At 73.2% G+C, this 26,063-nt stretch carries 25 protein-coding genes; 7 read left to right on the forward strand and 18 right to left on the reverse strand.

Features of this window, described 5'->3' with window-relative positions; genetic code table 11:
- Nucleotides 1-86 precede the first annotated feature (86 nt).
- Nucleotides 87-605, reverse strand: a complete 519-nt coding sequence (locus tag AB0Q96_RS25650; protein WP_365329297.1) for a transglycosylase family protein — start codon at nucleotides 603-605, stop codon at nucleotides 87-89.
- A gap of 195 nt (nucleotides 606-800) precedes the next feature.
- On the opposite strand from AB0Q96_RS25650, the gene AB0Q96_RS25655 reads away from it, so the two are divergent.
- Nucleotides 801-1,583 carry a hypothetical protein gene (locus tag AB0Q96_RS25655; protein ID WP_365329299.1) on the forward strand — a complete coding sequence of 261 codons (783 nt, stop codon included), beginning with the start codon at nucleotides 801-803 and terminating at the stop codon, nucleotides 1,581-1,583.
- 173 nt (nucleotides 1,584-1,756) lie between these two features.
- The gene (locus tag AB0Q96_RS25660; RefSeq protein WP_365329301.1) at nucleotides 1,757-1,996 is read left to right on the forward strand and encodes a hypothetical protein; all 240 of its coding nucleotides are present in this window, start codon (nucleotides 1,757-1,759) and stop codon (nucleotides 1,994-1,996) included.
- Nucleotides 1,997-2,097: 101 nt separating this feature from the next.
- Here the strand turns inward: AB0Q96_RS25660 and der are convergent, their stop codons facing one another.
- The 5 genes from der to aroH form a co-directional block, all read right to left on the reverse strand.
- Entirely contained in the window at nucleotides 2,098-3,546 is a 1,449-nt protein-coding gene (gene der, locus AB0Q96_RS25665; RefSeq protein WP_365329303.1) for a ribosome biogenesis GTPase Der, read from the reverse strand.
- Between the two features lie 70 nt (nucleotides 3,547-3,616).
- Nucleotides 3,617-4,204, reverse strand: a complete 588-nt coding sequence (locus AB0Q96_RS25670; RefSeq protein WP_365329403.1) for a lysophospholipid acyltransferase family protein — start codon at nucleotides 4,202-4,204, stop codon at nucleotides 3,617-3,619.
- A 53-nt stretch (nucleotides 4,205-4,257) separates the two neighbouring features.
- The gene (gene cmk, locus AB0Q96_RS25675; RefSeq protein ID WP_365329305.1) at nucleotides 4,258-4,977 is read right to left on the reverse strand and encodes a (d)CMP kinase; all 720 of its coding nucleotides are present in this window, start codon (nucleotides 4,975-4,977) and stop codon (nucleotides 4,258-4,260) included.
- A gap of 87 nt (nucleotides 4,978-5,064) precedes the next feature.
- Entirely contained in the window at nucleotides 5,065-6,153 is a 1,089-nt protein-coding gene (locus AB0Q96_RS25680) for a prephenate dehydrogenase (RefSeq protein WP_365329307.1), read from the reverse strand.
- Nucleotides 6,150-6,512, reverse strand: a complete 363-nt coding sequence (gene aroH / locus AB0Q96_RS25685) for a chorismate mutase (RefSeq protein WP_365329309.1) — start codon at nucleotides 6,510-6,512, stop codon at nucleotides 6,150-6,152. Before aroH ends, AB0Q96_RS25680 begins: the two co-directional genes overlap by 4 nt.
- A gap of 264 nt (nucleotides 6,513-6,776) precedes the next feature.
- Between aroH and AB0Q96_RS25690 the strand changes: the two genes are divergently transcribed.
- From AB0Q96_RS25690 to AB0Q96_RS25700, 3 genes are read left to right on the forward strand one after another with little or no spacing between them, the layout of a single operon-like run.
- The gene (locus AB0Q96_RS25690) at nucleotides 6,777-7,112 is read left to right on the forward strand and encodes a DUF952 domain-containing protein (RefSeq protein WP_365329311.1); all 336 of its coding nucleotides are present in this window, start codon (nucleotides 6,777-6,779) and stop codon (nucleotides 7,110-7,112) included.
- 45 nt (nucleotides 7,113-7,157) lie between these two features.
- Nucleotides 7,158-7,574, forward strand: coding sequence for a Rieske (2Fe-2S) protein (locus AB0Q96_RS25695; protein WP_365329313.1), 417 nt, complete (start codon nucleotides 7,158-7,160; stop codon nucleotides 7,572-7,574).
- A gap of 10 nt (nucleotides 7,575-7,584) precedes the next feature.
- The gene (locus tag AB0Q96_RS25700; RefSeq protein ID WP_365329315.1) at nucleotides 7,585-8,262 is read left to right on the forward strand and encodes a nucleotidyltransferase domain-containing protein; all 678 of its coding nucleotides are present in this window, start codon (nucleotides 7,585-7,587) and stop codon (nucleotides 8,260-8,262) included.
- On the opposite strand, the gene AB0Q96_RS25705 is transcribed toward AB0Q96_RS25700, so the two are convergent.
- From AB0Q96_RS25705 to AB0Q96_RS25760, 12 genes are all read right to left on the reverse strand, one after another.
- Nucleotides 8,259-9,299, reverse strand: a complete 1,041-nt coding sequence (locus AB0Q96_RS25705) for an ADP-ribosylglycohydrolase family protein (RefSeq protein WP_365329316.1) — start codon at nucleotides 9,297-9,299, stop codon at nucleotides 8,259-8,261. The two genes, AB0Q96_RS25700 and AB0Q96_RS25705, sit on opposite strands and share 4 nt — an antisense overlap.
- Nucleotides 9,296-10,036, reverse strand: coding sequence for an NUDIX domain-containing protein (locus tag AB0Q96_RS25710; protein ID WP_365329318.1), 741 nt, complete (start codon nucleotides 10,034-10,036; stop codon nucleotides 9,296-9,298). Before AB0Q96_RS25710 ends, AB0Q96_RS25705 begins: the two co-directional genes overlap by 4 nt.
- Nucleotides 10,033-10,953: an AAA family ATPase gene (locus AB0Q96_RS25715; protein ID WP_365329320.1), complete on the reverse strand. Its 921-nt coding sequence runs from the start codon at nucleotides 10,951-10,953 to the stop codon at nucleotides 10,033-10,035. The genes AB0Q96_RS25710 and AB0Q96_RS25715 overlap by 4 nt, the downstream gene beginning before the upstream one ends.
- A 145-nt stretch (nucleotides 10,954-11,098) precedes the next feature.
- Complete coding sequence (locus AB0Q96_RS25720) at nucleotides 11,099-12,376, reverse strand: pseudouridine synthase (protein ID WP_365329322.1); 1,278 nt, start codon at nucleotides 12,374-12,376, stop codon at nucleotides 11,099-11,101.
- Nucleotides 12,376-12,927: an SMC-Scp complex subunit ScpB gene (gene scpB / locus AB0Q96_RS25725; protein ID WP_365329405.1), complete on the reverse strand. Its 552-nt coding sequence runs from the start codon at nucleotides 12,925-12,927 to the stop codon at nucleotides 12,376-12,378. Before scpB ends, AB0Q96_RS25720 begins: the two co-directional genes overlap by 1 nt.
- Nucleotides 12,928-12,965: 38 nt before the next feature.
- The gene (locus AB0Q96_RS25730) at nucleotides 12,966-14,345 is read right to left on the reverse strand and encodes a segregation/condensation protein A (RefSeq protein ID WP_365329324.1); all 1,380 of its coding nucleotides are present in this window, start codon (nucleotides 14,343-14,345) and stop codon (nucleotides 12,966-12,968) included.
- 45 nt (nucleotides 14,346-14,390) lie between these two features.
- Entirely contained in the window at nucleotides 14,391-14,882 is a 492-nt protein-coding gene (locus tag AB0Q96_RS25735; RefSeq protein WP_365329407.1) for a hypothetical protein, read from the reverse strand.
- Nucleotides 14,879-15,904, reverse strand: a complete 1,026-nt coding sequence (locus AB0Q96_RS25740) for a ParA family protein (protein WP_046909525.1) — start codon at nucleotides 15,902-15,904, stop codon at nucleotides 14,879-14,881. The genes AB0Q96_RS25735 and AB0Q96_RS25740 overlap by 4 nt, the downstream gene beginning before the upstream one ends.
- A 469-nt stretch (nucleotides 15,905-16,373) precedes the next feature.
- Complete coding sequence (gene ald / locus AB0Q96_RS25745) at nucleotides 16,374-17,489, reverse strand: alanine dehydrogenase (protein WP_365329326.1); 1,116 nt, start codon at nucleotides 17,487-17,489, stop codon at nucleotides 16,374-16,376.
- Nucleotides 17,490-17,669: 180 nt separating this feature from the next.
- On the reverse strand, nucleotides 17,670-19,628 hold the full coding sequence (locus AB0Q96_RS25750; RefSeq protein ID WP_365329329.1) for a tetratricopeptide repeat protein: 1,959 nt from the start codon (nucleotides 19,626-19,628) through the stop codon (nucleotides 17,670-17,672).
- A 271-nt stretch (nucleotides 19,629-19,899) separates the two neighbouring features.
- The gene (locus AB0Q96_RS25755; protein ID WP_365329331.1) at nucleotides 19,900-20,526 is read right to left on the reverse strand and encodes an NUDIX hydrolase; all 627 of its coding nucleotides are present in this window, start codon (nucleotides 20,524-20,526) and stop codon (nucleotides 19,900-19,902) included.
- A 108-nt stretch (nucleotides 20,527-20,634) separates the two neighbouring features.
- Complete coding sequence (locus AB0Q96_RS25760) at nucleotides 20,635-22,293, reverse strand: CTP synthase (RefSeq protein WP_365329333.1); 1,659 nt, start codon at nucleotides 22,291-22,293, stop codon at nucleotides 20,635-20,637.
- A 499-nt stretch (nucleotides 22,294-22,792) separates the two neighbouring features.
- Here AB0Q96_RS25760 and AB0Q96_RS25765 point away from each other — a divergent pair, with 499 nt between their 5' ends.
- Both AB0Q96_RS25765 and AB0Q96_RS25770 read left to right on the forward strand, forming a co-directional pair.
- Nucleotides 22,793-24,595, forward strand: a complete 1,803-nt coding sequence (locus AB0Q96_RS25765) for a glycoside hydrolase family 15 protein (protein ID WP_365329335.1) — start codon at nucleotides 22,793-22,795, stop codon at nucleotides 24,593-24,595.
- A 76-nt stretch (nucleotides 24,596-24,671) separates the two neighbouring features.
- Nucleotides 24,672-26,063: an FAD-binding oxidoreductase gene (locus AB0Q96_RS25770; RefSeq protein WP_365329337.1), complete on the forward strand. Its 1,392-nt coding sequence runs from the start codon at nucleotides 24,672-24,674 to the stop codon at nucleotides 26,061-26,063.

Raw genomic sequence — 26,063 nt, forward strand, 5'->3', positions numbered from 1 at the left:
GGAGGAAACGGCCTAGGTCGTGTCCGGAGAGTAGCGCCGTCTGCCCGAAGGGCAGGGCGAGCCAGGCGGGACTCTCCGGACACGACCTAGGGCAGCCGCAGCAGCGTGCCCACCATCAGCCGGTTCGGGTCCGGTCCGATCGCCGCGCGGTTCGCCGCGTACAGCGCCTCCCAGCCGCCCTTCACGGCGAACCGGCGGGCGACCTTGGCGAGCGTGTCGCCGGCCTGGACGGCGTGGGCGCGGCCGCTCAGCCCGTACCGCTCGGAGCAGACCGGCCAGGCGCCCCAGCCCTGGACGCGCAGGACGTCCTCGGCGACGGCGATCTGCTGGGCCCGGCTCGCGAGGTCGGCGCGCGCCGCGTACGCGAGGCCGCCGAACTCGCGCCAGGTCGGCGGCCAGAACTGGAGCCCGCCGTAGAAGCCGTTGCCGGTGTTCGCCGCCCACCGCCCACCGCTCTCGCAGTCGGCGACGCACCCCCACGGCCACTGGTCCTGCACGCACGCCTCGACGGGCGAGGGGGCCGCGACGGCGTCGGCGACCGCTCCCGGGGCGAGGAGCGCGGCGACCAGGACGGCACCGGCCGTCGCATATCGGATCTTCGACATCGGCGCAGGCTAGGCAGGCACCGCGGGCGCCCCGCCCGTGCCGCGCGGAACACCGTTCACATGCCACCCGGTCGGCGTCACACAAGTTGTCGGGTGCGCACGCGTGACCCCGGCCGAGCCTTGCCCGTTGAACTCGGCATGAGACGCCCGGGAACCGCCCGGCCGTCCGCACGCACCGAGTCCAGGGAGCCCCCCGTGCCGCGCATGCTCGACGTCAGCGAGGACGTACGCGCCGAGATCGGCGACGAAGAAGCCGACCGGCTGCTCGCCGGCGACAACGCCCCGGGCAGCTACGACTGCACCTCCTGCCGGACGCCGGGCGATTCCGAGCACGAGCGCACCAGCACGGTGCTGTTCGTCGGCGACGAGACCGCCGTCCTCGCCTTCGCCCACGCCACCTGCATCCCGTCCCAGGTCGTCCGGGTCGAGGAGGCGCAGCTCCAGGGGGCCGTGGCCTCGATCGCGGCGGCGGACGCGGCCGACTCGCTGGCGGTGTCGCACCCGGAGCAGGCGGTGCTCGGCGTCACGAGCGGCCTGGTCCTGATCGACGGCGAGCTGCACCCGGCGCTCGTCGTGGAGCCGACCGCCCCGGTCGCCCGGCCGGGCTCGGACGGGCTGGTCGACGAGTTCCTGCCGCTGCTCGCGGAGCAGGGCTTCCAGCAGGTGACGGACCTGAACCGGAAGCCGGCCCCGCTGCCGGGCTGGTCGGTCCTGGTCGCCATGGGACAGCTGCACTCGGTGCTCCAGCCGGGCGCGGGCGGCGTCGGCCAGGCCGCCTGGTGGCAGGCGCACCAGCCGCTCCAGGTCACCGAGGGCTGGCGGGCCGCGGCGAACAAGTCGCACACGGTGCTGGTGTTCGCGGCGCCGGTCGGCTCGATCGGCCAGCAGCCGCGCGAGGACCTGCTGCGCGACGCCCTGGAGAAGGCGGCGGCCAACGGGCGCCTGGTGGCCGCCGCCATGCCGCTGGCCGGTACGTGAGGGCGGACGGGCCCGGCATAGGGCCGGCGCGGGTCCCGGGTGCGCCGACGGTGCCGCGTCCCCGGGTTCCGCTATCCGAGGGCCGCCCGCATCTCGCGGACGGCGGGGTCGTTGGCACCTACGTGCACCCATACGACCCATTCCGTCAGCAGTGTCCGAGTCCGATCCCGTCCATGCGCCCGGCGCAGGACGCGTCGGCGGGTCCTTCGGCGACGCCGATCTACGACGCCCTGTACTCCGAGTACCGCCGGAGGTTCCGCACGCTGCCGGGCGACCGCAGCGGCGAGGAGGAGCTGGGCTTCCGCTCCTTCGGGGCGGGGACGTACCGGCACGCGGCGCACGGGCAGGGCCCGGGGCAGCGGCAGGCGGGCTGGTCGGCGTACGCGCTGCCGCCGGGCCGGACCAGTCCGTGACGGGGATACGGCGGAGGGCCGGGGCGATCACATCGCCCCGGCCCTCCGCCGTGTGCCCGGCCTACGCGAGCCGCACGTCCCCGTACGGCGTGTGGCGTGCCCTACTTCTTCTTGCCGCGCTTCTCCCGCACCCGCACCGAGATGTGGATCGGGGTGCCCTCGAAGCCGAACTCCTCGCGCAGGCGGCGCTCGACGAAGCGGCGGTAGCCGTGCTCCAGGAAGCCGGAGGCGAAGAGCACGAAGCGCGGGGGCTTGGTGCCCGCCTGCGTACCGAAGAGGATGCGGGGCTGCTTGCCGCCGCGAATCGGGTGCGGGTGGGCGGCGACGATCTCGCCCAGGAACGCGTTCAGCCGGCCGGTGGGGACACGGGTCTCCCAGCCGGCGATGGCGGTCTCGATGGCCGGGACCAGCTTGTCCATGTGGCGGCCGGTCTTGGCGGAGACGTTGACCCGGGGCGCCCAGGCGACCTGCTGCATCTCGGTCTCGATCTCGCGCTCGAGGTAGTAGCGGCGCTCCTCGTCGAGCTCGTCCCACTTGTTGTAGGCGATGACGACGGCGCGGCCCGACTCGACCGCCATCGTGATGATGCGCTGGTCCTGGACGGAGATGTTGTCGGTGGTGTCGATGAGGATGACGGCCACCTCGGCCTTCTCGACGGCGGCGGCCGTGCGCAGGGAGGCGTAGTAGTCGGCGCCCTCCTGGAGGTGCACCTTCTTGCGGATGCCGGCCGTGTCGACGAACTTCCAGGTCTTGCCGCCGAGCACGATCAGCTCGTCGACCGGGTCACGGGTGGTGCCCGCGAGCTCGTTGACGACGACGCGGTCCTCGCCGGCGACCTTGTTGAGCAGGGAGGACTTGCCGACGTTGGGCCGCCCGATCAGGGCGATCCGGCGCGGGCCGCCGATGGCGTTGCCGAAGCGCTGCTCGGGCGCCTCGGGCAGGGCCTCCAGGACGGCGTCGAGGAGGTCGCCGGTGCCGCGGCCGTGCAGCGAGGAGACCGGGTACGGCTCGCCGAGGCCCAGCGACCACAGGGCGGTGGCGTCGGCCTCGCCGGACTGGCCGTCGACCTTGTTGGCGGCGAGGACGACCGGCTTCCCGGCGCGGCGCAGCAGCTTGACGACGGCCTCGTCGGTGTCGGTGGCGCCCACGGTGGCGTCGACGACGAAGAGGCAGGCGTCGGAGGCCTCGATGGCGTACTCGGCCTGGGCGGCGACGGAGGCGTCGATGCCGAGGACGTCCTGCTCCCAGCCGCCGGTGTCGACGACCTTGAAGCGGCGGCCGGCCCACTCGGCCTCGTAGGTGACGCGGTCGCGGGTGACGCCCGGCTTGTCCTCGACGACGGCCTCGCGGCGGCCGATGATCCGGTTCACCAGGGTCGACTTGCCGACATTGGGACGCCCGACGACGGCGAGGACGGGGAGCGGGCCGTGCCCGGCCTCCTCGATCGCGCCCTCGACGTCCTCGATGTCGAAGCCCTCTTCCGCGGCGAGCTCCATGAACTCCGCGTACTCGGCGTCGCCAAGTGCCCCGTGGTCGTGCTGGTCGTTCATGAAGTCCGTTCCTTGATCATTCGTGGTCGGTGGGTCCCCGGGCCGCGGGGCCCACTACTGGGAGTGTCGCTCAGCGCCCGGTGAGGCGCCTGGCGTTTTTCAGGTGGTCGGTGAGGCGTTCCTGGATGCGGAAGGTCGCCTCGTCGAGCGCCTTGCGGGTGCGCCGGCCGCTGCCGTCGCCCGCTTCGAAGGCGTCGCCGAAGACGACGTCCACCCGGCTGCGGAGCCGGGGCAGCGCCTTGACGAGCCGTCCCGGCTTGTCGGTGCTGCCGAGGACGGCGACCGGGACGATCGGCGCGCCGCTGCGGACGGCGAAGTAGGCGAGCCCGGCGCGCAGCGAGGCGAAGTCGCCCTCGCCGCGGGTGCCCTCGGGGAAGATCCCGAGGACGCCGCCGTGCTCCAGGACGGCGAGCGCGTTGCCGATGGCGGCGCGGTCGGTGCTGTCCCGGTCGACCTTCAGCTGGCCGATGCCGTGGAGGAAGCTGCCCAGCGGTCCGACGAACGCTTCCTTCTTGATGAGGAAGTGCACGGGCCGCGGGGCGGTGCCCATGAGCATGGGGCCGTCGAGGTTGTGCGCGTGGTTGACGGCGAAGATGACGGGGCCGGAGGCCGGTACCCGCCAGGCGCCGAGGACACGCGGTCTCCAGAGGCCGTACATCAGCCCGATGCCGATGCCGCGGCCGACGGCGGCGCCCTTCTCGGAGGGCTGGGTCACTTGGCGGCCGTCCTCTTCTCGTCCACCAGGGTGACGACGCACTCGATGACCTGGTCGAGGGTGAGCTCGGTCGTGTCGACCTCGACGGCGTCGCCGGCCTTGGCGAGCGGGGAGGTCTTGCGGCTGGAGTCGGCCGCGTCCCGCTTGATCAGGGCTTCCTTGGTGGCGTGCACGTCGGCGCCCTTGACCTCGCCGGAGCGGCGGGCGGCGCGGGCCTCGGGGGAGGCGGTGAGGAAGATCTTGAGGTCGGCGTCGGGCAGGACGGTGGTGCCGATGTCCCGGCCCTCGACGACGATGCCGTGCTCGGCGCCCTTGGCGATGGACCGCTGGAGCTCCGTGATCAGGGCGCGCACCTCGGGGACGGCGCTGACGGCGCTGACCTTGGAGGTGACCTCCTCGGTACGGATGGGTCCGGCCGCGTCGAGGCCGTCGACGGTGATGGTGGGCCGGGCCGGGTCGGTGCCGGAGACGATGACGGGCTTGGCGGCGGCGTTGGCGACGGCCTCGGCGTCCTGGACGTCGACGCCGTTGCTGATCATCCACCAGGTGATGGCCCGGTACTGGGCGCCGGTGTCGAGGTAGCTCAGCCCCAGCTTGGCGGCCACCGCCTTCGAGGTGCTCGACTTGCCCGTGCCGGAGGGGCCGTCGATGGCGACGATCACGGTTTCCACGGTGGGGAACGCCTTCCTGGGTGAGCGGGAGCCCCCGGCGGACATGCGGGGACCCCCACAAGGTTACCGAGTCCGCCGCCCCCGTTCGGCCCAGCGGGCCCCGGACCCCGCGTCGGGGGCCGGGATCCCCGCTCAGCCGGTGCGCAGCGCCCAGCCCCGCTCCCGCAGGGCCTCGGCCAGGGCGGGGGCCGTCGAGGGGTCGACCATCAGCTGGACCAGGCCGGCCTGCTGGCCGGTCGCGTGCTCGATGCGGACGTCCTCGACGTTGACCCCGGCGCGGCCGGCGTCGGCGAAGATGCGGGCCAGCTCGCCGGGCTGGTCGCTGATGAGGACGACGACCGTCTCGTACGCGGTGGGGGCGGCGCCGTGCTTGCCGGGGACGCGGGCGCGGCCGGCGTTGCCGCGGCGCAGGACGTCCTCGACGCCGGAGGCGCCGGCGCGGCGCTTGGCGTCGTCGCCGGACTCCAGGGAGCGCAGCGCCCGGACCGTCTCGTCGAGGTCGGCGGCCACGCCCGCGAGGACGTCGGCGACGGGTCCCGGGTTGGCGGAGAGGATCTCGACCCACATGCGGGGGTCGGAGGCGGCGATCCGGGTGACGTCGCGGATGCCCTGGCCGCAGAGGCGCACCGCGGTCTCGTCGGCCTGCTCCAGGCGGGCCGCGACCATCGAGGACACGAGCTGCGGGGTGTGCGAGACGAGCGCGACGGCGCGGTCGTGGGCGTCGGCGTCCATGACGACGGGGACGGCCCGGCAGAGCGCGACGAGTTCGAGGGCGAGGTTGAGGACCTCGGTGTCGGTGTCCCGGCCGGGGGTCAGCACCCAGGGGCGGCCCTCGAAGAGGTCGGCGGTGGCGGCGAGCGGTCCGGAGCGCTCCTTGCCGGACATCGGGTGGGTGCCGATGTACGCGGTGAGGTCGAGGCCCAGTTCCTCCAGCTCGCGCTTGGGGCCGCCCTTGACGCTGGCCACGTCGATGTAGCCGCGCCCGAGCCCGGCCCGCATGGCCTCGGCGAGGGTGCCGGCGACGTGCGCGGGCGGTACGGCGACGACGACGAGGTCCACGGGGCCCTCGGGGGTGTCCTCGGTGCCCGCGCCGAGCGCGGCGGCGGTGCGGGCGCGGTCGGGGTCGTGGTCGCGCAGATGGACGCCGATGCCGCGCCCGGCGAGGGCGAGCGCCGCCGAGGTGCCGATCAGGCCGGTTCCGATGACGAGCGCGGTTCTCACTGGGCGATGTCCTTGCGCAGGGCGGCCGCGGCACCGAGGTAGACGTGCGCGATCCGGGACTTGGGCAGATCCGACTCGATGTGCGCGAGGAGGCGTACGACCCTCGGCATGGCGCCCTCGATGTCGAGCTCCTGGGCGCAGATCAGGGGGACGTCCACGATGCCGACGCGACGGGCCGCGGCGGCGGGGAAGTCGCTGTGCAGGTCGGGCGTGGCCGTGAACCAGATGCTGATGAGGTCGTCGGCGGTCAGCCCGTTGCGTTCGAGCACGGCGGCGAGGAGCTCCTCGACCCGCTCGTGCATGTGTCCGGCCTCGTCCCGCTCCAGCTGGACGGCGCCTCGGACCGCTCGTACCGCCACCTCGTGCTCCTTCCGCGCGTCAGTGCTCCGGCCCAAGCCTAGTCAGCCGTTCGGAGGTGTCGTCGGGGCGCCCGCCCTCCGAGACGGCGGCGCGGCGGGCGCGGGAGTGCGGCCGGTCGGGGGTTCGTCGACGGCCTGCGGAGCGGGTCGGGGCCGCTGGAGCCCTGGAACACGGCCGATCCCCTCCGCACCGGTGCGTTGCGCCACTCGGGGCAGCGGGTCGGCGGGGTCACGGTCGGGGTACATCGGGGTACAACTGTCGGCATGCTGATGCACGTCGTACCCCTGGACGCATGGTCCGCCGATCCCGGCCTCCCGTACGCCCCGCCCTCCCTGGCGGCCGAGGGCTTCGTCCACTGCTCGCCGGACGGGACGGCCGCCCTGGCCGTCGCCGACGCCCACTACCGGAACGCGGCCGGCCCGCTGCTGGTCCTGGTCGTCGACGAGTCGCTGCTCTCCGGAGAGGTCCGCTGGGAGGGCTCGGAGGACCTGCTCTTCCCGCATGTGTACGGGCCGATCGAGCGCGCGGCGGTGACGGAGCTCCTGGAGGTGCGGCGGGACGAGGACGGCCGGGCGAGGGAGCTGACGCCCTGGGCGTAGGCGTGTCGCGGCACCGGTGCCGGGCGCCCGGCCAAGCTGGGCGGCATGACTGCTGACGCCCTCCCCCGTCGTACCGCGCTCCTCGCCGGTGGTGCCGCCCTGGCCGCCGGCTGCGGAGGGGGGTCGGGCGGCGGCGACGGCACGGACGGCACCCGGACGAGCGGCACGCCCTCGCCCACCGTGCTCGCCGCCGCCTCCGACATCCCGGTCGGCGGCGGCACGGTCTTCAAGGACGCGAAGGTCGTGGTCACCCAGCCCGTGGCGAACGAGTTCAGGGCCTTCTCGGCGGTCTGCACGCATCAGGGCTGCCTGGTGGACACGGTCGCCGACGGCACGATCGACTGCCCCTGCCACGGCTCGAAGTACCGCGTCACCGACGGCACGGTGGCGGCGGGCCCGGCGCCCCGCCGGCTCCCGGAGGAACGGATTAATGTGTCGGACGGGAACATCACCCTGGCCTAGCCTGGCGCGCATGACTCCCGAAGAGCTGGTCCGCGACCACACGATCTACTCCTGCGTCATGGGGTCGCGCGCGTTCGGTCTGGCGACCGAGGACAGCGACACCGACCGCCGGGGCGTCTATCTGGCCCCGACCCCGCTGTTCTGGCGCTTCGAGAAGCCGCCGGCCCATGTGGAGGGCCCGGCGGAGGAGCAGTTCAGCTGGGAGCTGGAACGCTTCTGCGAGCTCGCCCTGCGCAACAACCCGAACATCCTGGAGTGCCTGCACTCCCCCGTCGTCGAGCACGTCGACGCCACCGGTCGCGAGCTGCTGGCGCTGCGCGGGGCGTTCCTGTCCCGCCAGGCGCACACCACCTTCGTGCGCTACGCGGAGGGCCAGCGCCGCAAGCTGGAGGCGGACGTCCGGCAGTACGGGGCCCCGCGCTGGAAGCACGCCATGCACCTGCTGCGGCTGCTGACCAGCTGCCGCGACCTGCTGCGCAGCGGCGAGCTCCGCGTCGACGTGGGCGAGGAGCGCGAGCGGCTGCTCGCGGTGAAGCGCGGCGAGGTGTCCTGGGAGGACGCCGAGCGCTGGATGGGCCGGCTCCAGGACGAGGCCGACCGGGCCCGTGACACGAGCCCGCTGCCCGCCGCCCCGGACCGGGCGCGCGTCGAGGACTTCCTGGTCAGGGCCCGGAAGGCGGCGCTCTAGACGGCGTCCCAGGCCGCCCCGAAGGCCAGCAGCTCGTCCCGGTGCTCGATCCGCTCCACCCACTCCGCGGGCCAGGCGTCCGCGCCGAGGTGGGCGCCCGCGAAGGCGCCCGCGAGGCAGGCGATCGAATCGGAGTCGCCGCGGGTGCAGGCGGCGCGGCGGAGCGCGGTGAGCGGCTCGTCGGGGAAGAGCAGGAAGCAGAGCAGGCCGGTGGCGAGGGCCTCCTCGGCGATCCAGCCGTCGCCGGTGTACGTGCAGGGGTCGAGCTCCGGGTCGGCGGTGCGCTGCACCGCGTCGAGCCGTTCGAGGACCGCCAGGCACTCGTCCCAGCCGCGCTCGGCGAAGTGACGCGGCGAGGGGTCCTGGGAGCGGGTCCACAGGTCGCCGAGCCAGCGCTCGTCGTAGTGGGAGCGCTTCTCGTACGCGTACGAGCGGAGCCGGCCGACGAGTCCGGCGGGGTCGACGCCCCCGGCGAGCAGGTGCACGGCCCGGGCGGTGAGGTCGGAGGCGGCGAGGGCCGTGGGGTGCCCGTGGGTGAGGGCCGCCTGGAGCTGGGCGGCGCCCGCGCGCTGCCCGTCGTCGAGGCCGGGCACGAGTCCGATCGGGGCGACCCGCATGTTGGCGCCGCAGCCCTTGGAGTGGATCTGGCTGGCGTCCTGCCAGAGCCGGTCGGTGTCGAGCAGCCGGCACGCCCTCAGACAGGTGTTGCCGGGGGCCCGGTTGTTCTCGGGCGAGTGGTACCAGTCGACGAACTCGTCGCGGACCGGCCGGGCGAGCCGCAGCGGGGTGAGGGCGCCCCGGTCCAGGGCGGTGCGCACGCCGCGCGCGAGGGCCAGGGTCATCTGGGTGTCGTCGGTGATGTAGGAGAGCCCGCGGCGCACGGGCTGCTCCATCCGCCGCCACGGCCCGGCCTTCGCCAGGATCGCGGGGACGTCGTTGAACTCGGTGGGGAAGCCCAGCGCGTCGCCGAGCGCGAGGCCGAGCAGCGCCCCGGTCGCGGCCCGCTTGGCGGGGCCGGCCGTCGCTCCGTGCGTCATGGCGTTCGTCCTTCCGGTCGCAGCAGCGGCGGGTGCAGCGCGGTGGCCTCGCCCGCCCGGTAGAGAGCGGCCGGTTTCCCCCGTCCGCCGGTGCGGCGCGGCGGTGCCTCGACGGGCCGGACGAAGCCGGGGGTGGCGAGGACCTTGCGCCGGAAGTTGGGGCGGTCCAGCGGGACGCCCCAGACCGTCTCGTACACCTGCCGCAGCTCGCCGAGGGTGAACTCGGGCGGGCAGAAGGCGGTGGCGAGGCAGGTGTACTCCAGCTTGGCGCCGACGCGTTCGCGGGCGTCGGCGAGGATGCGGTCGTGGTCGAAGGCGAGCCCGCGGACCGTCTCGTACGGCAGCCAGCGGGCCTGGGCCGCGTCCCCGCCGCCGCGCGGGTCGGGCAGGTCGGGCACGAGCGCGGCGAACGCGACGGAGACCACCCGCATCCGGGGGTCGCGGTCCGGTTCGCTGTAGGTGCGCAGCTGTTCCAGGTGGAGCCGGGCGGTGGTCGCGCCGGACAGCCCGGTCTCCTCGGCGAGTTCGCGGCGGGCGGCGCGCTCGGCGGACTCCTCGGGCAGCACGAAGCCGCCGGGGAGGGCCCAGCTGCCGGCGTGGGGCTCCTGGCCGCGTTCGACGAGCAGGACGTGCAGCCGGCCCTCGCGGACGGTGAACACGGCGAGGTCGGCGGTGACGGCGAACGGCTCGAAGGCGCGCGGGTCGTAGCCGGCCAGGGCCGGGTGGGTGGTGGTCATCGGCGCTCCAGGGGCGTGGCGAGCAGGGCGTCCACGGCGGCCACGGCCGCGGCGAGCCGCTCCTCGTGCGGTCCGGTGAGGACGGCGGTGCGGCGCCCGGTGCGGGTGAGCTGGGTGAGCAGCCGGGCGGTGGCCCAGGGCCGCAGCCGGGCGGCGCCCTCGGGGTCCCCGGGGCGCTCGGGGCCCTCGGGGTTCCCCGGGTCCGCTATCCCGCGGTGGTCGGTGAGCAGCCACAGGTGGTGGCGGGCGCGGGCGGCGATCTCGCCGGTGTCGGCGCTGCGGGTGCCCATGTGCCGCTCGTGGCGGATGGTGACGGTGAACGCGTCGGTGTCGCAGACCAGGACCGGCGAGCCGTCCCGGGCGCGCTCCTCCTCGCGCTCGGCCTGCCCGAGGGCGATGAGCGGGAAGTCCCCGGAGCGCAGGGGCGCGCCGTCGCGGGCGGCACGGTACTCGGGCGCGTACTCGGGGACGTACCGGGTGCGCGCCCAGACGCCGCCGCGGCCGCGGTAGTGGGCGGCGAGGGCGCGGGCCAGGGTGGTGGTGCCGGTGTGGCCGGCGCCGAGGACGACCACGCGCCGGGTGAGGGCGGCCTGTACGGGTGCCTCCAGGAGGTGCCAGTGGGCGGCGGGGTCGGCGAGGACGTCCTCGGCCGGGGAGCCGGGGGTGAAGACGGCGTCCACGGGTTCGCGGAGGGCGCCGAGGGGGTTGTCGCCGGTGGTGCCGGTGACGAGGGCCTCGGGGTGGATCTCGCGCATCCAGGCGACCCGCTCGGCGAGCGGCAGCGGGTCGTCGGGGCAGCCGCGGACCAGGACGGTGAGCCGCTCGCAGCGCGCGTGGGCGGTGCGGACGAGCCGGTGGTGGGCGGCGTGCGGCGGGCAGAACGCGCCGAGGACCAGGCCGTGCCCGTAACGCTTCATGCGGTCGCCTCCCCACCCCGTACCCTTTAAAAGTCACTCTGACTATAAAACGGAGGGGCGTTCGCACACAAGGACGAAAACGCACGCGAGGCCCGTGACCGCCGGGCGGTCACGGGCCTCGTGTGGGGCTGGGGGCAGCGGGTCTTTAGAGACCGACTTCCTTCATCAGCATGCCGACCTCGGTGTTGCTGAGGCGGCGCAGCCAGCCCGACTTCTGGTCGCCCAGGGTGATCGGGCCGAAGGCGGTGCGGACCAGCTTCTCGACCGGGAAGCCGGCCTCGGCCAGCATCCGTCGCACGATGTGCTTGCGGCCCTCGTGGAGCACGACCTCGACCAGGTAGTTCTTGCCGGTCTGCTCGACGACCCGGAAGTGGTCGGCGCGCGCGTAGCCGTCCTCCAGCTCGATGCCGTCCTTCAGCCGCTTGCCGACCTCGCGGGGCAGCGGGCCGGTGATGGCGGCCAGGTAGGTCTTCTTCACGCCGTACTTGGGGTGGGTGAGACGGTGGGCCAGCTCGCCGTGGTTGGTGAGCAGGATGATGCCCTCGGTCTCGGTGTCGAGCCGGCCGACGTGGAAGAGCCGCGTCTCGCGGTTGGTGACGTAGTCACCGAGGGACTGGCGCCCGTCGGGGTCCTCCATGGTGGAGACGACACCGGCCGGCTTGTTGAGCGCGAAGAACTGGTACGACTGGGTGGCGACCGTCAGGCCGTCGACCCGGATCTCGTCCTTGTCCGCCACGCGCAGACCCTGCTCCAGCACGATCTCGCCGTTGACCTCGACGCGGGCCTGCTCGATCAGCTCCTCGCAGGCACGGCGCGAGCCGTAGCCGGCGCGGGCGAGCACCTTCTGGAGCCGCTCGCCCTCCTGCTCGGCGCCCGGGAAGGTCTTGGGCGTCTTGATCTCGGGCTTGTTGGCGTACCGCTCGCGGTTGCGCTCCTCCGCCCGGACGTCGAACTCACGCGAACGCGACGGGGCCGTGCGGCCGCCGCCCCGGTTCGGGGACTGCTTCGGACCGCCCTTGGCACCGCCGCGGGCGGCGTCGCCGCGACCGCGCCTCGGGCCGTCGGAGGGACGGCCGGCGAGGCCGTCGACGTCGTAGCTCCGGTCCTCGGGACGGGGCCGACGCGGGCTGCTCCCGCGCTTCTGGTCGTCACGGCCGCCCTGGTAGCCACCACCGGAGCCGCCACGACCGCCGCCGCCACCGCTGCCGCTGCCGCCGCGGTAGCCACCGCCGCCGCCGGAGCCGCCGCTGCCGCCCCGGTAGCCGCCGCCACCGCCACTGCCGGAGCCGCTACCACCTCGGTAGCCGCCGCCGGAGCCGCTGCCGCCCCGGCCGCCGCCGCTGCTGCCGCCGCGGCCGCCGCTGTTGCCACCACGGCTCCCGCCGTTGTTTCCGCTGCTGTTCCTGCCGCTGCTGCTTCGCATCAATCTTCCGTAGTCTCGTATGCGTCCGGATCGAACGACGGCACGCCCTCCAGGGAGTCCGGCTCCACCGCCTCCGCCTCCGGGAGGAAGGGCGCGAGCTCCGGAAGCTCGTCCAGGCCGCGCAGGCCCATCCGCTCCAGGAAGTAGTGCGTCGTCCTGTACAGGATCGCACCTGTTTCGGGTTCCGCGCCCGCCTCCTCCACCAGACCGCGCTGGAGCAGGGTGCGCATGACGCCGTCGCAGTTCACCCCGCGGACCGCGGAGACCCGCGAGCGGCTGACCGGCTGGCGGTACGCGACGACCGCCAGCGTCTCCAGGGCCGCCTGGGTGAGCCGGGCCTGCTGCCCGTCCAGGACGAAGGCCTCGACGGCCGGGGCGTACGCGGCGCGGGTGTAGAAACGCCAGCCCCCGGCGACCAGCCGGAGCTCGAAGCCGCGGCCCTGGACCGTGTACTCGTCCGCCAGCTCGCGCAGGGCCTCGGCGACCTCGCGGGGGGTGCGGTCGAGGACCTTGGCGAGGTGCGCCTCGGTGGCGGGCTCGTCGACGACCATGAGGACGGCTTCGAGCGCGGGCTTGAGAGCGAGCTCACTCACGAGACGGCCTCCTGACGTGCGTCCCGGACTTCCCGGCGTTCCCGGTGGTCCCGATGGTCCGGGTCCTCCTGATCGAATTCGTCGGTGACCGCCGCCGCGAGGTCCGTGTCCCCTCCCGTCCAGGAGGCGGTGAGGTCGCCGAGGGCGGTCTCCTGGTCGAGTGCGACGGCCTTCTCCCGGTAGAGCTCCAGGAGCGCGAGGAAGCGCGCGACGACGGTGAGGGTGTCCTCGGCGCCCTCGGCGAGCTCCCGGAAGCTCAGCACCCCGCGCTCGCGCAGCAGGGCGACGACGATCCCCGCCTGCTCGCGGACGCTGACGAGGGGCGCGTGGATGTGGTCCACGTACACCTGCGGCTCGGCCTTCGGCCGCATGGCCTTGACCGCGAGGGCGGCGAAGCCCTCGGCGCCGATGGAGATGACGACCTCGGGCAGCAGCTCCGCGTGGTGCGGCTCCAGACCGACCGTGCGGGGGTAGCGGCGTCCCTCGCTCTCCCAGCGGTCCGCGAGGATCTCGGCGATCCGCTTGTACGCGCGGTACTGCAGCAGCCGCGCGAACAGCAGGTCCCGCGCCTCCAGGAGCGCCAGATCGGCCTCGTCCTCCACCTCGGCGACGGGCAGCAGCCGGGCGGCCTTGAGATCGAGCAGCGTGGCGGCGACGACCAGGAACTCGGTCGTCTGGTCGAGGTCCCAGTCGGGCCCCATCGCACGGATGTGCGCCATGAACTCGTCGGTCACCTCGGACAGCGCGACCTCGGTGACGTCGAGCCGGTGCTTGGCGATCAGCTGCAACAACAGATCGAACGGCCCCTCGAAGTTCGCGAGCCGCACGGTGAACCGGCCGTCGGCGGGGAGGGGGGCGGCGGACGAGCCGTCGGTGGCGGGCTCGACTTCGGGCGCGGCTTGGGTGGCGGGCTCGACTTCGGGCGCGACTTCGGTGGCGGGCGAGCCCTCGGGCGCGGCTTCGGGACCGGAGCGCGCACCCGGCGCGTTCCCGTCGCCCGGCGCGTTCCCGTCGCCCGGCGGCCCCGGGGGCTCTGCGGGCGCCTCGTCCGCGCCCCCAGGCGCCGTGAGCGCCCTCTCGGCGCCGTACGGCTCCCCGTGCACCCCCTGGGCGTCGGACGCCGTCTCCGGGCCGCCGAGGGGCATCCCCGGGCCCGCCGGCGCGTGCGCCGGGGCGGGCAGGTCCGCCGGAGCCGCTTCGACCGCGTCCGCCGGAGTCGGTTCGACGACGTCCGCCGGAGCCGCCCCGTCGGCTTCCGTCAGGCCCGCCTCGCCCGCCTCGTCCGCCCCGGAGGGTCGCGGTGCGGCCGACCCCGGGCCGCGGCCCAGGAGGCGGCGGTGGGGCGGGCGGGACGTTTCGTCTGGGGGGTGGGGCATCGGGGGTCCTGGTGGAGCGGGGGGGCGGGAGCCCGCAGGGTACCGTCAGCGACCGCGCAGGCGGCGGACGAGGATGCTCGCGTCGCCGCGGGACTCCAGGTCCGCCAGGACCACGGCGACCGCCTCGCGGACGATCCGGCCGCGGTCGACCGCGAGGCCGTGCTCGCCGCGCAGCACCAGGCGCGCGTGCTCCAGGTCCATCAGCTCCTCGGCGGAGACGTAGACCGTGATCTTCTCGTCGTGGCGCTCACGCCCGCTGGGGCGCCGGTTGGCGGCGCGGCTCCGCCGCCGGGCGGCCTGGGCGGAGGCGGCGGCCTTCGACGGCGCGGAGGCCGGGGCCTCGGCCTCCGCCCCGCGGGCGCGCGGCTCGGCGGGCTCGGAGTCGGCGGAGGAGTGCTCCGCCCCGCCCGCCCCGCTCTCCGAGGCCGCCGTGTCGCTCTCGCCCGCCGGGGCCGGAACGGCTCGGCGCGGCGAGGACGCCTGCAGCGCCATCCCCCCGGTCGTACGGAACAGTTCGTCGGCGCCGGGCAGACTCACTCGGCGTGACACCGGGCGAGCACCTCCCTGGCGAGCTGACGGTAGGCGGCGGCACCCACGGAGTTGGAGGCGTACGTGGTGATGGGCTCTCCGGCGACCGTGGTCTCCGGGAAGCGCACGGTACGTCCGATCACCGTGTGGTACACGTGGTCGTCGAAGGCCTCGACGACGCGCGCGAGCACCTCGCGCGAGTGCACCGTCCGCGAGTCGTACATCGTGGCGAGGATGCCGTCGAGCTCCAGGTCGGGGTTGAGCCGCTCCTGGACCTTCTCGATCGTCTCGGTCAGCAGGGCCACACCGCGCAGCGCGAAGAACTCGCATTCCAGCGGCACGATGACCTTGTGAGCGGCCGTCAGGGCGTTCACGGTCAGCAGGCCGAGCGAGGGCTGACAGTCGATCACGATGTAGTCGTAGTCGTTCATCAGCGGCTTGAGCGCACGCTGGAGCGTGGACTCGCGCGCGACCTCGGAGACCAGCTGCACCTCGGCGGCGGAGAGGTCGATGTTGCTCGGGAGCAGGTCCATGTTGGGGACCGCGGTCTTGAGCAGCACCTCGTCCGCCGACATGCCCCGCTCCATGAGCAGGTTGTAGACGGTGAGGTCGAGCTCCATCGGGTTCACGCCGAGGCCGACCGACAGGGCTCCCTGCGGGTCGAAGTCGACGAGCAGCACCCGTCGTCCGTACTCGGCGAGCGCGGCGCCCAGGTTGATGGTCGACGTGGTCTTGCCGACGCCGCCCTTCTGGTTGCACATCGCGATGATCTTCGCGGGACCGTGGTCGGTCAGCGGGCCCGGGATCGGAAAGTACGGCAGGGGCCGTCCGGTGGGGCCGATCCGCTCGCGGCGCTGGCGGGCAGCGTCGGGTGCGAGGGTGGCCGCGTACTCCGGGTCGGGCTCGTACTCGGCGTCGGGGTCGTAGAAGTGCCCCTCGGGCACCTCGTCAAAGGCGGCGAAGTGGGTGGACTCTCGGCCCATCTCGTTGCCGGCCGTGGCGTTCACGTGTAGGCCGTCCGTCATCTTCATCGTATGGGCTGGCGTCATGGGCTGGTGCGTCGCGAAGGTCCGCACCGCGACGGAGCCGATCGGGGCTCCTGGCTCCGCACCCCCGGGAGTAAATGTCGACTCATTCACAAGTCGTCTTACCTCCTTGGATGTGACCAGGAACATTTATCGATAGGTCAGCGTGGCACCATGCCGACGGTTGGCGACTCTATGGCGTGTCACCGCTCCGCAGCAACACAATCCGCCGGACCCGGCCCGATGTGTCGGCAACCGAACACCCCTCTGTCAAGGGTGCGCAGGCATGGAACCGCACGTTTCGGGGGTGCGCGAAACGGTTAAAGAGTTACGTTCGAGGCGAGTTGACCAGGCATCGGAGCGTGGCCGGACACACATCGGGCCGGACCTTGCTCGACAAGGTCCGGCCCGATGCGTGAGGTTGACGGAAGGCGTTGACCGACCGTTTCTCCTCTTGTGTGGAGCGTGCTGAGGGTCAGCCCAGGAGGGTGCTCAGCTCAAGGTGCTCGAGGCCGTGCGCCTCGGCGACCTCCTTGTAGACGACCTTGCCGTCGTGGGTGTTGAGTCCCTTGGCGAGGGCGGCGTCGCGGCGCAGCGCCTCGACCCAGCCGTTGTTCGCCAGCGACACGATGTAGGGCATCGTGGCGTTGGTGAGGGCGTAGGTGGAGGTGTTCGGAACCGCGCCCGGCATGTTGGCGACGCAGTAGAAGACCGAGTTGTGGACCTGGAAGGTCGGCTCGGCGTGGGTGGTCGGGTGGGAGTCCTCGAAGCAGCCGCCCTGGTCGATGGCGATGTCGACAAGGACACTTCCGGGCTTCATCTTGGCGACGAGCTCGTTGGTGACCAGCTTCGGGGCCTTGGCGCCCGGGATGAGGACCGCGCCGACGACGAGGTCGGCCTCGACGACGGCCTTCTCCAGCTCGAAGGCGTTGGAGACGATCGTCTTGACCTTCGTGCCGAAGATCTTGTCGGCCTCGCGCAGCTTGTTGATGTCGCGGTCGAGCAGGGTCACGTGGAAGCCCAGGCCGATGGCGATCTGCACGGCGTTCCAGCCGGAGACGCCGCCGCCGATGACCACGCACTCGCCGGCGTGGGTGCCGGGGACGCCGCCGGGGAGCACGCCGCGGCCGCCGGCCGAGCGCATCAGGTGGTAGGCGCCGACCTGCGGGGCCAGGCGGCCCGCGACCTCGGACATCGGGGCGAGCAGCGGGAGCGCGCGGTTGGCGGTCTCGACCGTCTCGTAGGCGATGGCGGTGGTGCCGGACTCCAGGAGCGCGTCCGTGCACTCGCGGGAGGCGGCGAGGTGCAGGTAGGTGAAGAGGGTCTGGTCCTTGCGGAGGCGGTGGTACTCCTCCGCGATCGGCTCCTTGACCTTGAGCAGCAGGTCGGCGGTGGCCCAGACCTCGTCGGCGGTGGCGAGGATCTCGGCGCCGGCGCCGACGTACTCCGCGTCCGTGATCGAGGAGCCGACACCGGCGTTCTGCTCGACGAAGACCTGGTGGCCGTTGCGGACGAGCTCGTGGACACCGGCGGGGGTGATGGCCACGCGGAACTCGTTGTTCTTGACCTCGCGGGGGATGCCGACCTTCATCGTCGATCACGGTCCTTGAATCAGTGGAATAAGCGGGGGTGACTGCGGTGTGCCCGCGCCGGACAAGCCCGGCAGAGCCATACATACCCGGATGCACTGCGGCGCACCGGCACAGACCGCGACCGAACGCGGCTCAACCAGTCTAATGAAGGAGTTCCCGCTGTCTAGCCTTTCAAAGTACTAATCTTCGACAGAAGCACTACGGATTTCGTAGGCGGAACGCCCGCTTCCCAACAGTCTCTCCGCCGCCGACCTGTGCAATCGCGCCGCCGCCGGGTCCCCGAGCCGGTCCAGGGTGTCGGCCAGCCGCAGCTGGAGCGCCGCCTGGAGCCGCACGTCCTTGGCGCGCCGGGCCCACTCGACCGCCTCCTCGCAGCTGCGCAGGCACTCCTCGGGGCGCCCCGCGTACTCCTGCACCCGGGCCGCCTCGCTCAACGCCCGTGCGTAGCCCGGGAGATCGTCGAGCCTGCGGTAGCCGGCCGCGGCCGCCCGCCAGCTGCGCAGGGCCTCGCCGTAACGACCCGCGTAGGTGTGCACCGCGCCGAGCCGGCCGTAGAGCCGGGCCTGGTCGGCCCGCTCGTCGCGGGCCAGCCGCTGGGCCAGCGCCCTGCCGTACCAGTCGCCGGCCCGGTGCCAGTCTCCCAGCTCCTGATACGTGCCACCTACGGATTCCATTGCGCGACCCACCGCGTACGGATCATTTGCTTCCCTACCGGCGTCCAATGCCGACCGATATCGCAGCAATGCGTCCTGGGTGCGCCCGGTCCGCGCATCCAGGTCGGCCAGGTTCAGCAGCGCCGCGGCCCGCTCCCGGTGCAGCCCGCGCCGCTCGGCGACGTCCAGCACCAGCCGGTGCAGCCCGTAGAGGTCGGGGGCCGCCGCCTCGGCGCCCCGGTGCGCGGCCAGCGCCCGGACCAGGGCGGCGATCAGTCGGCGCGCCAGGGTGTCGAGCTCCCCGTCGGCGACGGCGAGCCGGGCCGCGGCGAGCAGCGCGGGCCGGCGGCTGTCCAGCCAGGCGGCGGCGGTGGCGGCGTTGGGGAAGCGCAGCGCCCGGGGCAGACCCGCCAGCTTGCGGCGGGCCGGGGACCCCTCCGGTTCGGTGACCGCGCGGCCGGACTGGAGGAGCCGGACGGTCCGCTCCAGCATCCGGGCCAGGGCGAGCTGTGTCTCGGCGGGCCGGTCGCACTCCGCCAGCTGGGCGCGGAGCAGCGGGACGAGGTGCGCGGGCGGCTCGTACTGTCCGTCGCCGCCCGGGATCTCCCGTACGAGTCCGAGCGCGGCGAGGTCGGCGAGGGTGGTGGCCGCCGCGGAGACCGAGCAGCCGGCCAGGGCGGAGGCGGTGTGGGCGTCGGCCCGGCCCAGCGGGGCGAGGCTGAGGTGGCGCAGTATCCGGGCGGCCGGCTGCGGCAGCGACGCGTGCAGGAGGGTGAAGGCGCGGGTGACCGGGTCGCCGGTGAGGGCGCGCAGCCGCTTGGCGAGGTCGGCGACGGAGGCCTTGGGACGGGCGGCGAGCCAGCCGCCGGCCAGGACGAGCGCGCCGGGCAGTCCGCCGCACTCCTCGGCCAGGGTCTCGGCGGCCTGCGGGTCGACGGTGACGCGGACCGAGCCGGTGAAGGCGGTGAGCAGTTCGATGGCCGACTTGGGGTCGAGGCCGCCGAGGGTGCAGGGCCGGACGTCGGGGATGCCGGTGAGCGGGCCGCGGGCGACGCCGACGACGAGGCTGTCGGGGTTGTCGGGGAGCAGGGGGTCGACCTGTTCGGCGTCGACGGCGTCGTCGAGGAGGAGCAGGGCCCGGCGGTCGGCGAAGGCGGCGCGGACCAGGGCGGTGAGCTCGTCCTCGGCGGCGCCGGGGGGTTCGGCCACGCCGAGCGCGGTGAGCAGTTCCTGGGCGGCCCGGCCCGTGGGGACGGGGTCGCCGCCGGGTTCGGTGAGCCGGACCCGGAACACCCCGCCGGGGTAGTCGGCGGCGAGGCCCGCGACCAGTTCCTCGGCGAGGGCGGTGCGTCCGGAGCCGGGCTTGCCGGCGATCAGCAGGACCCGTGCGCGGGGGGCCTTGCGGCCGGTGAGGGTGTCGAGGCCGGTGCGTTCGATGTCGGCGCGCAGGGCCTTCAACTCCCGCTGGCGCCCGTAGAACTGCACGGCGCCGACCTCCCCCGGACGGAGTCCGGGGGGACCCCCAACCGCCTGATCCGTCACGGGCCACGCTCCCGTCCACCTGCGCACGAGCCGATCCCGCGGGGGGTCCGCACGGGCGCTTCCGAGCGTAGTTCAGGGCACGGCGCCGACCCGGCGGAGCGCGGCGGACAAATCCCCCGATCGGATCACTGGATTGTCCGACCGGAGGCGGGAGGGACTCCCCGGCACCGTCGCCGCACCCGCGCCGCGGGCCCGCCCGCGCCCCGCCGGGGGCTCAGACCTCGAAGGGGCGGGCCGGCCAGGGCGCGTCGGCGGGCCGCAGCGCGTCCGGACCGTCCCCGTTCAGGGCGGCGCTGAGCGACAGGAGACCCACCACGAGGCAGGTGTTGTGCAGCTCGCCGGCGAGGACACCGCGCACGAGCTCCGCGAGCGGGACCCGGGCCAGCTCCATGTCGGCCTCCTCGTCGGAGACCTCGTACCGCTCGCCCTCCGCCTCGGACAGACCGCGCGCGAGGAAGATCCGCACGGCCTCGTCCGAGCCGCCGGGGCTGGGGTAGACGTCCGCGAGGACCCGCCAGTCCTCGGCCTTGACGTGCGCCTCCTCGTACAGCTCGCGCTGCGCCGCGTGCAGCGGGTTCTCGCCGACCACGTCGAGCAGCCCGGCCGGGATCTCCCACAGCTTCCCGCGCACCGGGTGCCGGTACTGCTTGATCAGCAGGACCCGGTCCCGCTCGTCCAGGGCGACGACCGCGACCGAGCCGGGGTGGACCTGGTAGTCACGGCGGGCGACCGAGCCGTCCGGCATGACGACGTCGTCCGTGCGGACACTCGTCTTGGCTCCCGTGAAGGGGGTGGTCGTGGCGACGACCCGCCACTCCTCCGGGGTGTCCTGCACCTGCATCAGCTGTCCTCCCACATGAACGCACCTGAACGCGCGTGACCGGATACGAAAACCGGGGTACGCGCCCCCGGAAGGGACCCGTACCCCGGCAACGGTAACGCCGGACGCCTACTGGGCCGGCTTGCCCGTCTTGCGCTCGACGGCCGCCTTGACCAGACCCGCGAAGAGCGGGTGCGGGCGGGTCGGGCGGGACTTGAGCTCCGGGTGCGCCTGGGTGGCGACCAGGTAGGGGTGGATGTCCTTCGGGTACTCGACGAACTCCACCAGCTTGTTGTCCGGGGAGGTGCCGGAGAAGACCAGACCGGCCTTCTTCTCCAGCTCCGCGCGGTACGCGTTGTTCACCTCGTAGCGGTGACGGTGGCGCTCCTCCACGTACGGCTGGTCGTCGTAGGTCTCGCGGACGACGGAGCCCTCGGCCAGCTTGGCCGGGTAGAGGCCCAGGCGCATCGTGCCGCCCAGGTCGCCCGCGCCCTCGACGTACGCCAGCTGCTCCTCCATCGTCGAGACGACGGGGTGCGCGGTGGCCGGGTCGAACTCGGTGGAGTTGGCCTCGGGGATGTCGGCCAGGTTGCGCGCCGCCTCGATGACGATGCACTGCAGGCCGAGGCAGATGCCGAGCAGCGGCACCTTGTTCTCGCGGGCGTACTGGATCGCGCCGACCTTGCCGCTCACGCCGCGGTCGCCGAAGCCGCCGGGGATGAGGATCGCGTCGCAGTCGCCGAGGTGCTTCTCGGCGCCGGCCAGGGTCTTGCAGTCGTCGGAGGTGACCCACTTGACCTTGACCCGGGCCTTGTTGGCGAAGCCGCCGGCCCGCATGGCCTCGGTGACCGAGAGGTAGGCGTCGGGCAGGTCGATGTACTTGCCGACGAGCGCGACGGTGACCTCGTGGTCGGGGTTGTGGACGCGGTCCAGGAGGTCCTCCCAGACGGTCCAGTCCACGTCGCGGAAGGGCAGGTCGAGCTTGCGGACGACGTAGGCGTCCAGGCCCTCGGAGTGCAGCACCTTCGGGATGTCGTAGATCGACTTGGCGTCGATCGCGGCGACCACGGCGGCCTCGTCGACGTCGCACATCAGCGAGATCTTGCGCTTGATGGCGGTCGGGACCTCGCGGTCGGCGCGCAGCACGATCGCGTCGGGCTGGATGCCGATGTTGCGCAGGGCGGCGACCGAGTGCTGGGTCGGCTTGGTCTTCAGCTCGCCGGAGGGGCCGATGTAGGGCAGCAGCGAGATGTGCACGACGAAGACGTTGTCGCGGCCGACCTCGTGGCGGACCTGGCGGACGGTCTCCAGGAAGGGCAGGGACTCGATGTCGCCGACGGTGCCGCCGACCTCGGTGATCACCACGTCGACGTCGTCCGTCGCCATGCGGCGGATGCGGGACTTGATCTCGTTGGTGATGTGCGGGATGACCTGGACGGTGTCGCCGAGGTACTCGCCGCGCCGCTCCTTGGCGATGACCTGCGAGTAGACCTGGCCGGTGGTGACGTTGGCCGAGCCGTCGAGGTCGACGTCGAGGAAGCGCTCGTAGTGGCCGATGTCCAGGTCGGTCTCGGCGCCGTCGTTGGTGACGAACACCTCGCCGTGCTGGAACGGGTTCATCGTGCCCGGGTCGACGTTGAGGTACGGGTCGAGCTTCTGCATCGTGACCCGCAGGCCCCGGGCCTTGAGGAGCGCACCCAGGCTGGAGGCGGTCAGGCCCTTGCCGAGGGAGGAGGCGACACCCCCGGTGACGAAGATGTGCTTGGTCGTCGTGGTTTTGGGCGGCATCGCCAAGAGGGGGCTCCCGTGGTCGCGTTCTGGAGGTGCGTACCGGCGTCCCCTCCGGAAGAATCGGGGGGTGCCGTCGCTGCGGTTGCGGGGTCCTCGGCTGTCGCCGTTTCCCACCGGTCCACGGGGTACCAGGGTATCAGCGACATCGGGAGACCGCTTCCGGCCACACGGGGCAGTCGGGTGCACACGCACCGCGACACGCCGTCGGCCGGGCGGCTCGGCCCGGGAGCTGCGGCGGGGGAACGGTCAGGGCCTCGGCCGGGGTCTTGGCCGGGGTCAAGAGCCGTTCACCCGATCGGAGCAGCGGAGTTACAAGATCGGCGCCGCCGCTCACTAGGGTGCGTCGTATCCTGCTCGGACGCGCTGCCGAGCCGGACCGGCACGGCACCACCCCCGCCCTCCCCCGGACCAAGAGCTCGTCAACGATCCCCTGACCGCTGACCTGTAGGACGTCGCCCCCACGGGCGACGTGGCCGTTCGATCTGGAGTGGAGCACGTGGCCGGGCGCATCGAGGATTACGCACTCATCGGAGACATGCAGACCGCCGCCCTGGTCTGCCGGGACGGCAGTGTCGACTGGCTCTGTCTGCCCCGCTTCGACTCGCACGCCGTCTTCGCGGGACTGCTCGGCACCGAGGAGCACGGTTTCTGGCGGGTGGGACCCGCCGGACCCGAGGGCTCGCCGGCGCCGCACGCCGACCGCCGCCGCTATGTCGGCGACTCGCTCGTCCTGGAGTCCGAGTGGGACACCCCGCGCGGCACGGTCCGGGTGACCGATTTCATGCCCCCGCGTGACGGGGCCCCGCAGCTGATCCGGATCGTCGAGGGCGTCACCGGCCGGGTGCCGATGCGCTCCGTGCTGCGGATGCGGTTCAGCTACGGCCGGGTGGTGCCCTGGGTGCACAAGGTCGGCGACCGCACGGTGGCCGTCGCGGGACCCGACTCGGTGTGGCTGGACACCGAAGCCGAGACCCACGGCAAGGACCTCACCACCTACTCCGAGTTCACCGTCACCCCCGGCGACCGGATCGCCTTCACTCTCTCCTGGCAGCCCTCCCACAAGGAGCCGCCCGCGCTGCCGGACCCGGAGGGTTCGCTCGCGGCGACCGCCGACTTCTGGCGCGAGTGGGTCGAGCACTGCACGTACCACGGTCCCTACCGGGAGGCCGTGGTCCGTTCCCTGATCACCCTGAAGGCGCTCACCTACGCGCCGACCGGCGGGATCGTCGCCGCGCCGACCACCTCCCTGCCGGAGGAGATCGGCGGCGTACGGAACTGGGACTACCGCTACACCTGGCTCAGGGACGCGGCGATCACCCTCTCCTCGATGCTGCGCACCGGCTACCGCGAGGAGGCCCGCGCCTGGCGGGACTGGCTGCTGCGGGCCGTCGCCGGCGACCCGGAGAACCTGCAGATCATGTACGGCATCGCCGGCGAGCGGGAGCTCGGCGAGGCGGAGCTGGACTGGCTGCCGGGTTACGAGAACTCCGGCCCGGTCCGGGTCGGCAACGGGGCCGCCAACCAGCTCCAGCTCGACGTGTACGGCGAGGTCACCGAGGCCCTGCACCTGGCGCACATGACCGGTCTGTCCCGCAACGACTACGCCTCGCTGCTCCAGCTGAAGCTGATCCGCTACCTGGAGACCCACTGGGACCAGCCCGACGAGGGCATCTGGGAGGTGCGCGGCCCGCGCCGGCACTTCGTGCACTCCAAGGTGATGGCCTGGGTGGCGGTGGACCGCACGATCAAGCTGATCGAGTCCGGTGACGCCGACGGTCCGCTGGAGCGCTGGCGCGAGCTGCGCGACGACATCCACCGGGACGTCTGCGAGAAGGGCTACGACAAGGAACGCAACACCTTCACGCAGTCCTACGGCTCCAAGGAGCTGGACGCCTCGCTGCTGCTGATCCCGCAGATGGGCTTCCTGCCGCCGGACGACAAGCGGGTGATCGGCACGATCGAGGCGATCCAGCGGGAGCTGTCCACGGAGGACGGCTTCGTGCTGCGCTACCCGACCGCCGGCGACGAGGCGGGCGTGGACGGTCTGGAGGGCGACGAGGGCGCGTTCCTGGCGTGTTCCTTCTGGCTCGCCGACGACCTGGCGATGATCGGCCGGGTCGACGAGGCCCGCAAGCTGTTCGAGCGGCTGCTCTCGCTCCGCAACGACCTGGGGCTGCTCGCCGAGGAGTGGGACCCCCGGCTCCAGCGGCAGGTGGGCAACTTCCCGCAGGCCTTCAGCCACGTCCCGCTGATCGACACGGCGCTGCGCCTGACGGCCTCGGGCGCGTACGGGGGCTGAGCCCGCCGACACGCGGGGGACGGGCCGCCGCCCTACGATGAAGGTGTCCTGTCCCCCCACGAAAGGGGGGCATCCCATGGCTCCCCACACCACCGCCGTTCCGGACGGTGCCCTCGCGGGCCTCCGCGAGGACCTGGCGGGCGAGGTGTTCACACCGGGCGATCCCGGCTATGACGAGGCCAGGGTCGTCTTCAACGCGATGATCGACCGGAGTCCCGCGGTGATCGCGCAGTGCGCGACTCCGGAGGACGTCGCCAACGCGGTGCTGTTCGGCCGCGAGACGGGACTGCCGATCGCGGTGCGCGGCGGCGGCCACAGTGTGGCCGGTTCGGCGCTCAACGACGGCGGGCTCGTGGTGGACCTGCGGCGGATGCACGCGGTGGTCGCCGACCCCGAGCACATGACGGCCCGGGTCGCTGGCGGCGCCACGATGAGCCATCTCGACCGTGCCTGCCAGCCGTTCCACGTGGCGGTGACCGGCGGGCGGGCGTCCACGACCGGGGTCGGCGGGTTCACGCTGGGCGGCGGGTCGGGCTGGCTGGAGCGGAAGTTCGGGCTCGCCTGCGACAACCTGCTCGCCGCGGAGCTGATCACGGCCGAGGGCAGGCACGTGCACACGGACGCCGAGGAGAATCCCGAACTGTTCTGGGCGCTGCACGGCGGCGGCGGGAACTTCGGGGTGGTGACCTCGCTGACGCTGCGGGTGCACCCGCTGCCGGAGTTCGGCTTCGTGATGCTGCTCTTCCCGAGCGCGGCCGGACCCGAGGTGATCCGGGCGTACCGGGACGTGATGGCGGACGCGCCGGACGAGGCGGGCGGCGGCGGGATCTACCTGAACGCGCCGCCCGAGCCGTTCATCCCGGACGAGTTGCAGGGCACCCTGCTGGCCGGGGCGCTCGTGACGTACGCCGGGTCCGCGGCGGCGGCGCGGGAGCTGGCGGCTCCGCTGTACGTGCTGAAGCCCTCGGTGGAGCTGCTCATGGACATGCCGTACGCCGACTTCCAGTGCATGCTCGACGACCCGCCGGGGATGCGGAACTACTGGTCGGCCGAGTATCTGGCCGGCCTGCCGGACGAGGCCGTCGACGCCTTCTGCGCCCGCGCGGACGACATGATCGTGCCGTCCGGCATGCAGCACGTGCTGTTCCCGATGGGCGGGCAACTGGCCGCCGGTCCGGCGGACTACCCGATCCCGTGGCGTACCGCGAAGTGGGCGCTGCACCCCTTCGCGGTGTGGGAGGACCCGGCCGACGACGACCGGGCCGTCGGCTGGGTGCGGGACGTGCGGGCGGACGCGCGGCCGTGGTCGACCGGGGCGGTCTATCTCAACTTCACCGGCGACGAGGGCCGGCAGCGGGTGGTCGAGGGCTTCGGCGCCGACAACTACCGGCGCCTGGCCCGGGTCAAGGCCGCCTACGACCCCGACAACGTCTTCCGTTTCAACCACAACATCGCGCCGGCCGCCTGA

Source organism: Streptomyces sp. NPDC093111, assembly GCF_040683955.1.
In the GTDB taxonomy this organism is placed as follows: Bacteria; Actinomycetota; Actinomycetes; order Streptomycetales; family Streptomycetaceae; genus Streptomyces.